Below are 15,233 nucleotides of genomic sequence, written 5' to 3'. Positions count from 1 at the left end.
TCAGCACGCGACGGGACCCGCACCACCCGTCATCCCAACCCCTTTCCCCCTGTGGAGGTCTGCCATGTCCGACGACGAACTCGACCTGGACTACAAGGTCGTGGTGAACGACGAGGAGCAGTACTCGATCTGGCCCCAGGACCGGGAGAACCCGCCCGGCTGGCAGGACGCCGGGGCCCGGGGCAAGAAGCCGGACTGCCTGGAGTGGATCGAGCGGAACTGGACCGACATGCGGCCCAAGAGCCTGCGCAGCGCCTAGTCACGGTCGTACGGGACGGAGTTGGAGGTACATCGGATGTCACACGGTCTGGACGCCCGGGAAGACGGGTCGACTCCCGCCCCGGCACCCCTGTCGCCGGACGCACCCGCCGCGGCGGGTGCCGGCCGGCTGCCGCTGTCACCGGCGCAGCAGCGGCTGTGGTTCCTTTCCAGGCTCGGGGAGCACCGGGCCGGGTACAACATGCCCCGGGTGGTGCGGATCTCCGGCCCCCTCGACCGGACCGCGCTCACGGCGGCGCTCGGCGACGTCGTACGGCGCCACGCGGCGCTGCGGACGGTGTTCCCGGAGATCGCGGGCGAGCCGTGGCAGCAGGTCGTGCCGCCCGGTGACGTCGCCGGGCGGTTCACGGTGGAGTCCGCCGAGTGCGCCGCCGGGGAGGTGCCGGGCCGGGTGGACCTCGCCTGTCGGCACGAGTTCGATCTGACCTCCGAACTCCCCGTCCGGGCATGGCTGTTCGCGACCGGCCCGGCGCAGCACGTGCTGGTGCTGGTGCTGCACCACATCGCCGCGGACGGCTGGTCTCTCGGGCTCGTGGAGCGCGACCTCGGGACGGCCTACGCGGCGCGCCGGGCCGGTGCCGAGCCGGCCTGGCCCGCCCTGCCCCTGGAGTACCCGGAGCACGCGGTGCGCCAGCGCTCGGCGCTCGGCGCGGAGGACGATCCGCAGAGCCTGGTCTCCCGGCAACTCGACCACTGGCGCGAGGAGTTGCGCGGCGCGCCGCAGGAGCTGGTGCTTCCCCGGGACCGGCCGAGGCCGCCCACGGCGGGCTCCTCGCCGGCCGGGACGGTGCACTTCGAGGTCGACGCCGACACCCACCGGGCGCTGACGCGGCTGGCCCGCGAGCACCGGGTCACGCCGTTCGTGGCGCTGCAGGCGGCGTTCGCGGCGCTGCTGAGCCGGCTGGGCGCGGGCACCGACATCCCGATCGGCTCGCCGGTGGACGGCCGGACGGACGAGGACCTGCAGGAGCTCGTCGGGTTCTTCGTCAACACCCTGGTGTTCCGGGTCGACTGCTCGGGCGACCCGACCTTCGGCGAGCTCCTGAAGCGGGTGCGCCGCACGGCCCTGACGGCGTTCGCCCACCAGGACGTCCCCTTCGACCGGGTGGTCGAGGCCGTCAACCCCGTCCGCACCGCGAGCGGCAACCCCCTGTTCCAGGTGAGCTTCTCGCTGGAGACCGGCGGGGAGGGCGGCCTGGTCCTGCCCGGCCTGACGGTCGCCGAGGAGCCGTTCGGCGCCGGGGCGGCCAAGTTCGACCTCAGCCTCGGCCTGACCGAACGCCGAGAGGGCGGGCAGCCGGCCGGCCTGAGCGGCGTGCTGGAGTACGCGGAGGACGTCTTCGACCGGGCCACCGCGCAGGCCGTGGCCCGCCGCTGGCAGCTGCTGCTCGCCGGGGCGCTGGCCGATCCGGAGCGGCCGGTCGGCGAACTCCCGGTGACGGACCGGGCCGAGCGGCAGCGGCTGGTCGACCTCGGCAGCGGAGCGGCGGGCGGGCTGCCCGACGTGCGCCCCTCGGCGGTCGAGCGCTTCGCGGCGCAGGTCGCGGCCGTCGGCGGGCACACCGCCGTCACCGACGGCAGTGGCACCCGGCTGACCTACCGCCTGCTCGACGAACGCGCCGCCCGGATCGCCGCACTGCTGGCCGGCGCCGGCGTCCGGCGGGGCGACCGGGTCGCGGTCTGCCTCGGCCGCTCCGTCGACATGGTCGCCTCCGTGCTCGCCGTCCTGCGGCTCGGCGCCGCCTACGTCCCCGTCGACCCGGACTACCCGCCGGCCCGCCTGCGGTTCATCCTCGACGACGCCCGGGTGCCGCTGGTCCTCACCGACCCCGGTACCGCTGCCCGCGTCCCGGACGGGCCGTGGCGCACCCTCGACGCCACCGGAACGACGGACGCGACCGGAACGACCGCCGCCGACCCGGCCGAAGCCCCCGGCCCGGCGCCCGTACGGCCCGAGCCGGCCGAACTCGCCTACGTCATCTACACCTCCGGCTCCACCGGCCGGCCCAAGGGCGTCGAGGTCACCCACGGCAACCTCGCCGCGTTCCTGGCCTCCGTCCAGGTCCTCGCGGACCCGTCGGACACCGACGTGTGGACGCTGTTCCACTCGCTCGCCTTCGACTTCTCGGTCTGGGAGATCTGGGGCGCGCTGGCCTTCGGCGGCCGTCTGGTCGTCGTGCCCCGCGAGGCGGGGATGGACCCGGACGCGCTGCACGGGGTGCTGGCCCGCGAGCAGGTCACCGTCCTGAGCCAGACGCCGTCCGCCTTCCGGCAGTTCGTGGCCCGGGAGGAACGGCACCCGCCGGGCGCGTTGCGGCTGCGGCTGGTCGTGCTCGGCGGCGAGGCGCTCGACCTCGCGACCGTCGGCAGGTGGCAGCGCCGGCACCCGGCGGACTCCACCCGGCTGGTGAACGCCTACGGCGCCACCGAGAACACGGTGATCACGACCTGGCGGGTGATGGCCCCCGTCGGGACCGGGCCCGCCGCCGCGGCCGAGGGGAACGTCTCCCCCATCGACGGCACCATCCCCGGATGGCGGCTGGTCGTCCTGGACGCCCGCGGCGAGCCGGTGCCCACCGGGGTCGTCGGCGAGATCCACGTCGGCGGTCCCGGCGTGGCCGGCGGCTACCTCGGCCGCCCCGCGCTGACGGCCGAGCGCTACCTCCCGGACCCGTTCGGCGACGTGCCCGGCGGCCGCCTCTACCGCACCGGCGACCTGGGCCGCTGGAACGCCGCCGGCGCACTGGAGTACTGCGGCCGCACCGACGACCAGGTGAAGATCCGCGGCTTCCGGATCGAACTCGGCGAGGTCGAGGCCGCGATCGGCCGGCACCCGTCCGTCCGCGGCGCCGCCGTGCTCGTCCGCGAGGACGCCCCCGGCGACCGCCGGCTCGTCGCCTACGCGGCCTGCCCCGACGGGACGGACCCCCGCGCACTGCGCGACTTCGCCGCCGCCCACCTGCCCGCCCACATGGTCCCCGCCGCGGTCGTCGTCCTGGACGCCCTCCCGCTGACCCGCAACGGCAAGGTCGACCGCGCCGCCCTGCCCGCACCGGACGTCTCCGCCGGGCCCACCGGCCGCGAACCCGCGAACGCCACCGAGGAGGCGCTGTGCGGACTGTTCGCCGACGTCCTCGACCTGGAGCGGGTCGGCGTCGAGGACGCCTTCTTCGAGCTCGGCGGGCACTCGCTGCTGGTCATCCGGCTGGTGGACCGGATCCGCGCCGCCCTCGGCGTGGAACTGTCCATCCGGGCCGTCTTCGAGGCCCCGACGCCGGCCGGCCTGGCCGCCACCGTCGCCCTCGGGCAGCAGGCCCGCACGGCCGTGCGCCCCGCGGTGCGCCCGGAGCGCCTGCCGCTGTCCTTCGCCCAGCGCCGCCTGTGGTTCCTCAACGAGCTCGACGGCGGGGCGGCCTACAACATCCCGTACGCGGCGCGCCTCACGGGCGCCCTGGACGTCGAGGCACTGAACGCCGCCCTGGGCGACGTCGTCGACCGGCACGAGTCGCTGCGCACCGTCCTGCCCACCGAGGACGGCCACCCCTGGCAGAAGGTCCTGACCGGCCCGGAGGCCCGGACCGGCCTGACCGTCACCGACACCACCCCGGAGGCGCTGGAGGCCGAACTCGCCGGGGAGAGCGGAAAGGTCTTCCGGCTCACCACCGAACCCGCCCTGCGCGCCCGCCTCTTCCGCCTCGCCCCGGACGAGCACGTCCTGCTGCTGGTGGTCCACCACGTGGCCTGCGACGGCTGGTCGCTGGACCCGCTGCTCGACGACCTCGCCGAGGCGTACGCGGCACGCCGCACCGGCACGGCCCCGGCGTGGCCGCCGCTGCCCGTCCAGTACGCCGACTTCACGCTGTGGCAGCGGGACCTCCTCGGCGCAGAGGACGACCCGGCGAGCCGGCTCGCGCAGCAGACCGAGTACTGGCGCCGGACCCTCGCCGGCATCCCCGACCAGCTCGCGCTGCCCTTCGACCGGCCGCGCTCGGGCACGGTCGGCCTGCGCGGCGGGGAGGTCGCGGTCGAGGTCGGCCCGGCGCTGCACGCCGCCCTGGCCGCCACCGCGCGGGCCCACGACTGCACGGTGTTCATGGCGCTGCAGGCCGCGGTCGCCGTGGTGCTCTCCCGCTGCGGCGCCGGGACCGACATCCCGCTGGGCACGGCCACCTCCGGGCGCGCCGACGCCGTGCTGGACGGCCTGGTGGGCTTCTTCGCCAGCACCCTGGTGCTGCGCACCGACGTCTCGGGCGACCCGACCTTCGCCGAACTCCTCGGCCGGATCCGGGAGGCCGACCTCGGCGCCTACGCCCACCAGGACGTCCCGTTCGAGACCCTGGTCGAGGCGCTCAACCCGGCCCGGGTGCCCGGCGCCAACCCCCTGTTCCAGGTGAGCGTCTCCATGCTGAACACCATCAGCGCGGAACTCGCCCTTCCGGGGCTGGCGGTCGCGCCCCACGACCTGAGCATGGGCATCTCGGCCTTCGACCTGTCCTTCGTGTTCGGCGAGCGCCCGGGCTCCGACGACGCGTCCGGGCCGGCCGCCGGCCTGGTCGCCGCGATCGGGTACGACGCCGACCTGTTCGACCACGCCACCGTCGAGGGCATCGCCGACCGGCTGGTGCTGGTGCTGGAGGCGATGGCCGCCGACCCGGGCCGCCGCACCGGCGAGGTCGAGCTGCTGTCCCCCCGGGAGCGCCGGCAGGTCCTCCGGGACTGGAACGACACCACCACCGAGGTGCCGGCGGGGACGCTGCCCGAGCTCTTCGCCGCCCGGGCCGCGCACACCCCCGCGGCTCCGGCGGTCCGCTGCCTCGGCACCGAGCTGACGTACGCCGAACTCGACGCCGGCGCCAACCGGCTGGCGCACGAGCTGATCGCCCGCGGCATCGGGCCGGGCCGCCTGGTGGCCCTCGCCCTGCCCCGCTCGGAGCAGGGCGTGGTGGCCCTGCTCGCGGTCCTGAAGGCCGGAGCGGCCTACCTCCCGGTCGACCCGTCCTACCCCGCCGACCGCGTCGCCTTCATGCTCCGGGACGCGGCCCCGGCCTGTGTGCTCAGCACCGGCGAGGTCGCCGCCGCCCTGCCCACCGCCCCCGGCCTGCCGGTCCTGGCGCTGGACGACGAGCAGCTGCGGCGCTCGGTCACGGACCGGCCCGCCACGGCGCCCACCGACGCGGACCGGACCGCGCCGCTGCTCCCCGCCCACCCCGCCTACGTGATCTACACCTCCGGGTCGACGGGCCGTCCGAAGGGCGTGGTGGTCTCCCACCGCGGCGTCCCTAGCATGGTGCACGCCCAGGCGGCGACGCTCGGCGTCGACGCCGACAGCCGGGTGCTGCAGTTCGCCTCGACGAGCTTCGACGCCTCCGTCTGGGACACCTGGATGGCGCTGCTGACCGGCGGGTGCCTGGTCGTCGTCCCGGAGGCCGACCGCGTCCCGGGCCCGGCCCTTGCGGACTTCCTGCGCGTCCACGGCATCACCCACGCCACCCTGCCGCCCGCCGTGGTCCTCGCCACCGAGTTCGACGAGGACGTCGCCGGCGTCACGCTGATCACCGCCGGCGAGGCCTGCACCCCCGCCGTCCTCGACGCGGCCCGGCACTTCGCGAAGGTGGTCAACGCCTACGGCCCGACCGAGTCCACGGTGTGCGCGACCATGCGCACCGTCGACGGGGTGCCGCAGGCCGTCCCGATCGGCCGACCGGTGGCGAACACCCGGGTGTACGTGCTGGACGCGCGCCAGCGCCCCGTCCCGCCCGGCGTGCCCGGGGAGCTGTACCTCGCGGGCGCCGGGCTGGCCACCGGCTACCTGAACCGGCCCGCGCTGACGGCGGAGCGCTTCCTGCCCCACCCCTTCGGCGCTCCCGGCGAGCGCCTGTACCGCACCGGCGACCTGGTGCGCTGGACCGCGGACGGCGAGCTGGTCTTCCTCGGCCGGACGGACGAGCAGATCAAGATCCGGGGCTTCCGGGTCGAGCCCGGCGAGGTCGAGGCGGTGCTCACCGGCCACCCGGAGGTCGCCCACGCCGCGGTGGTCGCCCGCGAGGACCGCCCGGGGGACGTCCGGCTGGTGGCCTACGCCGTCCTGGCGGCCGGTCGGCAGCCGCAGGACCGGGACCCCGCCGGCGCCCTGCGCCGGTACGCGGCCGAGCACCTGCCCGAGTACCTCGTGCCCGGCGACGTCGTGGTCCTCGACCGGCTGCCGCTGACACCGAGCGGGAAACTCGACCGCAAGGCCCTGCCCGCGCCGTCGGCGAGCGGCCCCGCCGCCGAGGGCCGGGCCGGCGAGGACGCCCCGGAGGACCCGCGCACGGCCGTGCTGGTCCGGCTCTTCGCGCAGGAGCTCGGCCTGGACCGGGTCGGCCCGGACGACTCGTTCTTCGAGCTGGGCGGTCACTCGCTGCTGGCGACCCGGCTGATCGGCCGGATCCGCGCCCTGCTCGGCGCCGAGATCGGCATCGCGACGCTGTTCGAGGCGCCCACCGCCGCGGGGCTCGCGGCCCGACTGGACGAGGCCCCGACGGACCCGTACGCCAACGTCATCGAGCTCCGGCGCGGCCGGGCGAGCAGCCGCCCGGTCTTCTGCATCCACCCCATCGGTGGGCTCAGCTGGTGCTACAGCTCCGTCCTGCCCCACCTGGAGCGGGACCAGCCGGTCTACGGGATCCAGGTGACGGAGAGCCACGGCCGCTTCAAGGCGGTCGAGTCGCTCGACGCGCTGGCCCGGCGCTACGCGGACCTGATCACCGCGACGCACCCCGACGGCCCGTACGTCGTGATGGGCTGGTCGCTCGGCGGGGTCCTGTCCTACGAGGTCGCCCGCCTGCTGGAGGCCTCCGGACGGACGGTCGACCTCGTCGTCCTCTACGACGCCTGGCCGTACGAACGCCCGGTGACGCCCGAGGAGCTGGACGGCGACTTCGCCGCGTGGGTGACCGGTGAGGTCATCGCGGGCCCGTCCGCCGACGGCGCCCTCGACGCCCGCCAGAGCCGGGCCCTGGTCCGCGCGGCCAAGGGCGTCGCCGCCCTCCTCGGGCCGCCGCACCCGGACGGCTACCACGGACGGGTCCTGAGCATCGCCGCCGCCAAGACCGTCGCCGAGCGGGGCTCCGCGGCGCAGGCCTGGCAGCCGTACCTCACCGCGGCCGAGCACCACGTGGTGGACTCCGACCACGACGCGATGATGACGCCCGCCGTCATGGAGCAGTCGGGGCCGCTGGTGACGGCCGCCCTGCGGGCCCCGCGGGACGACCGGGCGGCCGCACCGGAGGCCCGCCGTGACTGACCGCCACGCCCCCGGGCCCGACGCCGATCCCGACCTCGACCCCGACCTGGACGTCCCGGACCCCCGCGATCCGCGTCCGCTCGGCGACGACCGCCTCGTCTTCATCCGCCCGGTGCTCCAACCGGACGGCAAGGTCGTCGCCGGGAACTTCTCCTACTACGACGCCTCCGAGGACACCGCCGGGTTCGAGGAGGCCCGGGTCCGCTACGCGTTCGGCACCGAGCGCCTGTTCATCGGCCGCTACTGCTCCGTCGCCGCGGGCGTGACCTTCGTGATGGCCGGCGCGAACCACGTCTTCGACGGGCCGACGGGCTACCCGTTCCTCAGCTTCGAGGGCGACTGGCGCGACAGCCTGCTCGACGACCTGATCGCCCGGGGGCCGGGCCGCAAGGGCGACACCCGGATCGGCAACGACGTCTGGATCGGCCGCGGCGCCACCATCATGCCCGGGGTGACCGTCGGCGACGGCGCCATCATCGGCGCGGGCGCCCTGGTCGCCTCCGACGTGGCGCCGTACCGGATCGTGGGCGGCAACCCGGCCCGGGTGATCCGCGCCCGCTACGGCCCCGAGGACGTCGAGCGGCTGCTCACGGCCCGCTGGTGGGACTGGCCGGTGGCGGCCGTCTCCCGGCACCTCCCGGAGCTGGTCCTCGGCCGGCCCGAACGGATCCTGTCCATCGCGCGGGCCGAGCAACTGCTCGGCCCGGCGCCGGCCACCACCCAGGGAAGCGCGTCATGACGAAAGCAACCGGCAGCCCCGGCGCCCCGCCGACGGTCGACCTCGCCGACCCGGCCCTGTACGGGGCCGGAGACCCCGAGGCGGTGTGGGCCGGACTGCGCCGCGACCACCCCGTCCACTGGAACGAGTCCCCGGACGGCGGCGGCTTCTGGGCCGTCACCCGGCACGCCGACGTCCAGCGGGTGCTCAAGGACACCGCGGCCTTCACCTCCGCCCAGGGCATGCGGATCGGCCACAACCCGACCGCCACCGCCGAGGCCGCCGGGAAGATGCTCATCGTCACGGACGCGCCCCGGCACGCGAAGATCCGGCGGGTGATCAGCTCCGCGTTCACTCCGCGCACCGTCGCCCGCCTGGAACAGAACATGCGGACGATCGTCCGCGAGGAACTGGAGCCGGTGCTGGCCGGCGAGCCCTGCGAGTTCACCGACTTCGCCGCCGTCCTGCCGGTCGCCGTGATCTGTGACCTGCTGGGCGTGCCGAAGAGCGACTGGCGCTTCATGCTCGACTCCACCAGGGCCGCCTTCGGCGCCTCCGACGTCGACCCGATCGCCCGGCTCGAAGCACACGCCGGCATGCTCGCCTACTACGCCGACCTCGTCGACTTCCGCCGCGAGGAGCCGGGCGACGACGTCATCAGCGCCATGGTGAACGGCCTCGTCGACGGCGAGCCGCTGACCGACGAGGAGATCTTCCTCAACTGCGACGGCCTCATCTCGGGCGGCAACGAGACCACCCGGCACGCCACCGTCGGCGGCCTCCTCGCCTTCGCCGCCGACCCCGACCAGTGGCGGCTCGCGGCCGCCGCCCCCGACCGGATGGACGGCGTCGTCGACGAGGTCCTGCGCTTCACCAGCCCGGCGATGCACGTGCTGCGCACGGCCTCGCGGGACGTCGAGATCGCCGGCCGGTCGATCCGGGCCGGCGACCCGGTGACGGTCTGGATGCCGTCGGCGAACCGCGACGAGACGGTCTTCGAGGCCCCCGAGCGCTTCGACGTCCGGCGCACGCCCAACCCGCACGTCTCCTTCGGCGTCGGCCCGCACTTCTGCCTGGGCGGGGCCCTCGCCCGCACCGAACTGCGGGTCCTGTTCACCGAGTTGCTCGCCCGCGCCGAAGGCGCCGAACCGGCCGGCCCGGCCCGCAGGCTGCACTCCAACCTCATCCGGGGCCACGAGTCCGCACCCGTCCTGCTGCACCCCCGCGACGGCCGGGAGAGGCGGTGAAGCCGCTCGCGGACCCCCGGTTCCGCCGCCTGCTCATCGGCCAGGCGCTCTCCGGCTTCGGCAGCAGCGCCCTGTTCCTGACCCTGGGAATCTGGGCCAAGGACCTCACCGGCAGCAACGCCGCCGCCGGTGGGGTCGAGGCCGCCCTCGGCGCGCCCATGGTGCTGTCGCCGCTCTTCGGCCACCTCGCCGACCGGGTGCGGCGGCGCCCGCTGCTCATGGCCACCAACGCCCTCATGGCGCTGGCCGTGCTGTCCCTGCTCGCGGTGCACGGCGGCGAACAGCTGTGGGTCATCTACCTGGTGGCGGTCTGCTACGGCGTCGCCTTCGGCGTCCTCGGCGCCGCGTCCGCCGGAATCCGCCGCGACCTCCTCCCCGACGACCAGCTGACCGGCGCCAACGCGATCCTCCAGACGACCAGCCAGGGGCTGCGCATCATCGCCCCGCTGGTCGGCGTGGCGGTCTACGCCGTCGCCGGGGCCGGAACGCTCGCCGTGCTCAACTCCCTCACCTTCCTGGCCGCGATCCTGGCGCTCGCCGGCCTGCGGGTCGAGGAGTCGGTCGGACCGGAGCCGTCCCGCGAGCCGTTCCTCCGCAGCGCCCTCGCGGGCATCCGGCACATCGGCGCCACACCGGTGCTGGCCCGGATCGGCTACGCCGCGGCCTGCGCGTTCTGCGTCATCGGCCTGAGCCAGACCGTGATGTTCGCGGTCGTGGACGAGGGGCTCGGCCGACCGCCCTCGGCACTCGGCCCGCTGAACGCCGTCCAGGGCGTCGGTGCGGTGGTCGGCGGCCTCACGGTCTCCGCGCTGATCCGGCGGGTCGGCATGGCGCGCACCGCCGGCCTCGGGATCGGCGCGTTCACACTGGCGGCGCTCGCCTACTGCGTACCGCACCTGGCGTTCGTCGTCGCGGGCGAGGTCGCGGACGGGATCGCCATCACCTGGATCATGGTGGTGCTGTCGTCCGCGGCGCAGCTCCACACGCCTTCCCGGCTCCAGGGCCGCGTCAACGCCATCTGCACGATGCTGGTGCTGGTCCCGCAGTCGCTGTCGCTGGCCGCCGGCACGGTCCTCATCGACCGCTTCGACTACCGGACGCTGCTGATCGCGATGGCGGCGGTCACCGCGGCCTGCGCCGCCGCGCTGGTGCTGTGGCCGGTCCCCGCGCTCACGGAGCGGACGTTCGTGACCTCGGCGCCGACCGGCCCGGCTGCCCCTGCCGACCCGGCCGACCGGGCAGACCGGGCAGGCCGGGCAGACACTGAAGACCGGGCCGGCCGGGACACCGCCGGCTCCGGCCCCCCGGCGCAGCGCTGAGGCCGCCGACCGGGCCCGGACGCGACTCCCCCGCGGGGTGGCGTCCGGGCCCGGTCGGCGTTCGACCGCCGGCACGCCGCCCCTCGCCGCCCCTCGCCGCGCCACGCCGCGCCGCGCCGCGCCGACACGCCGCGTACTCGCCGTATCGACGGAGCGCTACCCCACCGTCGCCGCCCGCCCGTCCATGCGAAGCGGCCGTTCCCGACGCCCCGCACCGCCCGGCACAGTGATCACTGGCCCAACCATAGTGCGGGGCAAGTGAATTGACCGGATCAACACCCGCCGGAGACCGGCTCCGCGAGGGGCCGCCCCGACCGACTCGATCGTATGCTCTTGCGGTCCTCTGCAAATCTATGCCAGAGTTCGGGGCATCGGATCGAGTACGCCGAATCCCGTCACACAACGCTGAATCAGGGGCCCGCCCGCGCGGGTCATAGGGTGCATCCATGTCGAAGGTCTTGAGCAAGCTGCCGGTCGGTGAACGGATCGGCATCGCATTCTCCGGTGGGTTGGACACCTCCGTCGCCGTCGCGTGGATGCGCGAGCACGGTGCCTTCCCGTACGCCTACACGGCCGACATCGGCCAGTACGACGAGCCGAACCTCGCCGACGTCCCCGCCCGCGGCCGCGCGTACGGCGCCGAGCAGGCCCGGCTGGTCGACTGCCGGGCCCCGCTGGTCGAGGAGGGCCTGGCCGCCCTCGCCTGCGGCGCCTTCCACATCCGCTCCGCCGGGCAGACGTACTTCAACACCACCCCCCTCGGCCGCGCCGTGACCGGCACCCTGCTGGTCCGCGCCATGCAGGAGGACGGGGTGTCCATCTGGGGCGACGGCTCCACCTACAAGGGCAACGACATCGAGCGGTTCTACCGCTACGGCCTACTCGCCAACCCCAGCCTGCGGATCTACAAGCCGTGGCTGGACCAGGCGTTCGTCGACCAGCTCGGCGGCCGCAAGGAGATGTCCGAGTGGCTCGCCGAGCGCGACCTGCCCTACCGGGACTCCGCCGAGAAGGCCTACTCCACCGACGCCAACATCTGGGGCGCCACCCACGAGGCCAAGCGGCTGGAGTACCTGGACACCTCGATGGAGATCGTCAGCCCGATCATGGGCGTGGCCTTCTGGGACCCCGAGGTCGAGATCCCGACCGAGGACATCACCGTCGAGTTCGAGTTCGGCCGCCCGGTCCGGATCAACGGCCAGGAGTTCGCCAGTGCCGTCGACCTCGTCCACGAGGCCAACAGCATCGGCGGGCGCCACGGCCTCGGCATGTCGGACCAGATCGAGAACCGGATCATCGAGGCCAAGAGCCGCGGCATCTACGAAGCCCCCGGCATGGCGCTGCTGCACATCGCCTACGAGCGGCTGCTCAACGCCATCCACAACGAGGACACCCTCGCCACCTACCACACCCAGGGCCGCCGCCTCGGCCGGCTGCTGTACGAGGGCCGGTGGTTCGACCCGCAGTCGCTCATGCTCCGGGACAGCATGCAGCGCTGGATCGGCCACCCGGTCACCGGCAGCGTCACGCTGCGGCTGCGGCGGGGCCAGGACTACTCGGTCATCGACACCCAGGGCCCCAACTTCAGCTACCACCCGGAGAAGCTGTCGATGGAGCGCAGCGTCGACGCCGCGTTCGTCCCGGACGACCGCATCGGCCAGCTGACCATGCGCAACCTCGACATCGCCGACTCGCGCAGCAAGCTGGAGCAGTACGCGGTCCACGGCCAGCTGGCGCCGTGGAGCGGCCTGATCGGCGAGCTCGCCCCCGGCGGGGCCGCGCCCATCGCCGCGGGCAACGGCGACGCGGAGGACTCCACCGCGCTCGACCACGCCGCGATCGAGTCCGGCACCGACTGACACGTCCGGCCCGGCTGACACGTCCGGCACCGACCGACGCGTCGGGCCCGGCCGGCGGCCCGGAGTCGCCCACGGAGGCCGCCGCACCACACCGGTGCGGCGGCCTCCGCCGTCCCCGACCGACCCGCGCCCCCACCCGCTCCGCCGTAGGATGACGGACGTGCGCCCGGCGACGGGAAGGCAGGACCCGTCATGGGTGAAGCGGTCGGTTCGATGCTGGCCTCCGCGGTGGCGCTCGCGATCAGTCCGTTGTCGCTCATCACCGTGATCCTCGTCCTGGCCACGCCGCGCGGGCGGACGAAGGGCCTCGCCTTCGCGGCCGGCTGGGTGCTGGGCCTCGCCGTCCCGGTGATCCTCGTCCTGGTGGCCGGCCGCGCACTGGGCGGGGTCGGGGCCGCCCCCACCTGGCCGTCCTGGCTGAAGCTCGCCCTCGGCACGCTGCTCCTGCTCTCGGCCGCGCGGCAGTGGCACGACCGACCGCGCGCGGGCCACGTCACGGCGCCGCCCGCCTGGCTGCAGTCGATCGAGCGCTACTCGCCCGCGAGGTCCGCCGGCCTCGCCCTCACACTCGTCGCGAGCGGCCCGAACACCCTGCTCCCGGCCGTCGGCGGCGCCGCCTCGATCGCGGGCACCGCGGCCGGCTCCGGCGCGTGGGCGGTGGCAGCGGCCCTGTTGGTGTCGATCGGCTCGCTCGGCTCCCTCGTGCCCCTGGCGGTCCGGATGCGCGGCGGAGCCCGGACCCTCGGCGAGTGGCGGGCCTGGACGGCCGCCCACCAGGCCCCGATCGTGGCCACGGTCGCTGCCGTACTCGGCGCCGGGTACCTGGGCGACGCGGTCTCCGCGCTCGGGTGACCGAAGGCTGTCCTCGGGCTCGGGCTCGGGCTCGGACTCGGCTGACGGCAGGCCGCCCCGCGCTCGCGCGGTCCGCCGGCTCGATCGGGCCGCTCCCCTCACCGGATCCGCACCACCCCGCGCCCCCGGACCGCCCGGACGCCCAGCCGGGCGGGATCCACCCTCGGACGCGCCGCGACCGCGTCCCGGAGCGTCAGCAGGATCTCCCCGTCGTAGCGTTCCGCCAGCACCCGGGCCAGCTCGGCCGGACCGCCCGGCCGCACCTCCGGCGCCAGGTCGGGCAGCCGCCCCGGGGCGCTGAGGTCCTGTGCCTGGGCGGCCCAGCGCGCGGCGTCACGCCGCTCGCCCTCGGCGCTGTAGTGCACGGCCAGGCAGTGCACGGCCAGCTGGTCGCCGTACTGGGCGGCGATCCGCCACCAGAAGACGCCGTCCGCCGTGCGGCCCATCCCGTACAGCAGGCAGCCGAGGGTGCGGAAGGCGGTCTTCTCGGCGAGTTCGAGGTCCAGGGCCAGTTCTCCGGGCTTCGCGGCGCCCGCCACGCCGGCGCACAGGTGCCGCAGGTCCCTGCGGAGCTCCGCCCGTCCGCCGGCCCAGGGCGACTGCGCGGTCCCCGTGCCCGCGCCGGTGCCCGGCACCCCGCCCGGGAGCGAACTCCAGGCCTGCCCCGGGCCCGGCCCCGGACCGCCTCCCGATCCCAGCCCCGCCCCCGGGCCGGCCCCCGAGGCCGGTGCGTGCGGTGGCCGGGCTCCGGCCGGCGGACGGGCGGGGCGTTCGCGCACGGCCGGGGCGGGCCGACGGGCGGCGGCGAGCCGCTCGGCCAGCCGCCGGGTGAACGCCACCGGATCGTGGTCGTCGAACTCCCGGTCCAGCTCGGCGGATTGCGCGCGCAGCAGGTCCCCGACCCTCATGTCTCCGCCCTCATGCGTCCGCCCTCATGTCACGGCCCTCATGTCACGGCCCTCATGTCTCCGCTCCGTCGTCTCCCGGGTGTTCCAACAGGTACTCCAGGTGGCGCCGCCCGAGGCTGTAGTAGGTCCGGGCGGTGGTGTGCGCGATGCCGAGCGACCGGCCGATGTCGGGGTACGACAGGCCCGCCTGGCGCAGCCGGACGACGTCCGCCTGGACCGGCGCGGCCCGTGCGAGTTCGTCCATCGCCCAGTCCAGGGCGTCCAGTTCGGCGAGTTCGTCCAGCTCGTCCTGGCTGGTGTCGGGGCGGCGCTGGGCGATCACCCGCAGCCGCTTGCGTTCGGTGCGCCGGCGGTCGCGCAGGACGTCCACCACCGCGTCTTTCACGACTTTGAAGGCGAAGGCCTGCGGATCGGCGCTGGCCAGGGCGCGACGCCAGTTCTTGTAGAGCGTCGTGCCGGCGTTCTGGACCGCGTCCTGCGCGTCCTCGCGGTGCCGCAGGCGTTGCTGGGCGTAGCGGAGGTAGCCGGAGTTCTCGCGGGTGAAGAAGGCCTCGAAGTCGTTCGGCAGGTCGCCGAGCGGGTCCGCCCGGAGGCCCCGCTCCTCGCCCGGCCCGGGAGTGTTCACGCACGCCCCCCTTTTCGTGGGTCAGCTGGCCGGCCCACCGGGTGGCACGCCGACGGCCCCTTGGGGGCTAGTGGTGTAACCGTCCGGGAGGCGCGGGATGTTGACCGGATCGGGCGGACAATTGGCGAACGTTTCCGCCCA

Annotated in this window: 9 protein-coding genes; 7 read left to right on the top strand and 2 right to left on the bottom strand. The window is 75.1% G+C overall.

Features of this window, described 5'->3' with window-relative positions:
- The first annotated feature begins 64 nt into the window (after positions 1–64).
- The 7 genes from ACZ7KX_RS20660 (at position 65) to ACZ7KX_RS20630 (ending at position 13,559) form a co-directional block, all read left to right on the top strand.
- Complete coding sequence (locus ACZ7KX_RS20660) at positions 65–259, top strand: MbtH family protein (RefSeq protein WP_350522721.1); 195 nt, start codon at positions 65–67, stop codon at positions 257–259.
- 36 nt (positions 260–295) lie between these two features.
- Entirely contained in the window at positions 296–7,564 is a 7,269-nt protein-coding gene (locus ACZ7KX_RS20655; protein WP_470327682.1) for an amino acid adenylation domain-containing protein, read from the top strand.
- Positions 7,557–8,303, top strand: coding sequence for a CatB-related O-acetyltransferase (locus tag ACZ7KX_RS20650; RefSeq protein WP_470327681.1), 747 nt, complete (start codon positions 7,557–7,559; stop codon positions 8,301–8,303). Before ACZ7KX_RS20655 ends, ACZ7KX_RS20650 begins: the two co-directional genes overlap by 8 nt.
- A complete protein-coding gene (locus tag ACZ7KX_RS20645) occupies positions 8,300–9,529 on the top strand; it encodes a cytochrome P450 (protein WP_470327680.1) in 1,230 nt (409 codons plus the stop codon). Before ACZ7KX_RS20650 ends, ACZ7KX_RS20645 begins: the two co-directional genes overlap by 4 nt.
- Positions 9,526–10,848: an MFS transporter gene (locus ACZ7KX_RS20640; protein ID WP_470327679.1), complete on the top strand. Its 1,323-nt coding sequence runs from the start codon at positions 9,526–9,528 to the stop codon at positions 10,846–10,848. The genes ACZ7KX_RS20645 and ACZ7KX_RS20640 overlap by 4 nt, the downstream gene beginning before the upstream one ends.
- Before the next feature lie 446 nt (positions 10,849–11,294).
- Entirely contained in the window at positions 11,295–12,707 is a 1,413-nt protein-coding gene (gene argG / locus ACZ7KX_RS20635) for an argininosuccinate synthase (RefSeq protein WP_470327678.1), read from the top strand.
- A 192-nt stretch (positions 12,708–12,899) separates the two neighbouring features.
- Positions 12,900–13,559: a GAP family protein gene (locus ACZ7KX_RS20630; RefSeq protein WP_470327677.1), complete on the top strand. Its 660-nt coding sequence runs from the start codon at positions 12,900–12,902 to the stop codon at positions 13,557–13,559.
- A 98-nt stretch (positions 13,560–13,657) separates the two neighbouring features.
- On the opposite strand, the gene ACZ7KX_RS20625 is transcribed toward ACZ7KX_RS20630, so the two are convergent.
- A complete protein-coding gene (locus ACZ7KX_RS20625; protein ID WP_470327676.1) occupies positions 13,658–14,467 on the bottom strand; it encodes a hypothetical protein in 810 nt (269 codons plus the stop codon).
- A 52-nt stretch (positions 14,468–14,519) separates the two neighbouring features.
- Positions 14,520–15,092 carry an RNA polymerase sigma factor gene (locus ACZ7KX_RS20620; protein WP_350522729.1) on the bottom strand — a complete coding sequence of 191 codons (573 nt, stop codon included), beginning with the start codon at positions 15,090–15,092 and terminating at the stop codon, positions 14,520–14,522.
- Between the last annotated feature and the right edge of the window lie 141 nt (positions 15,093–15,233).

Source organism: Kitasatospora sp. NPDC038210 (assembly GCF_055600605.1).
Note: the sequence above shows the minus strand (reverse complement) of the source record. Positions and strands in the feature narration are given on the sequence as shown.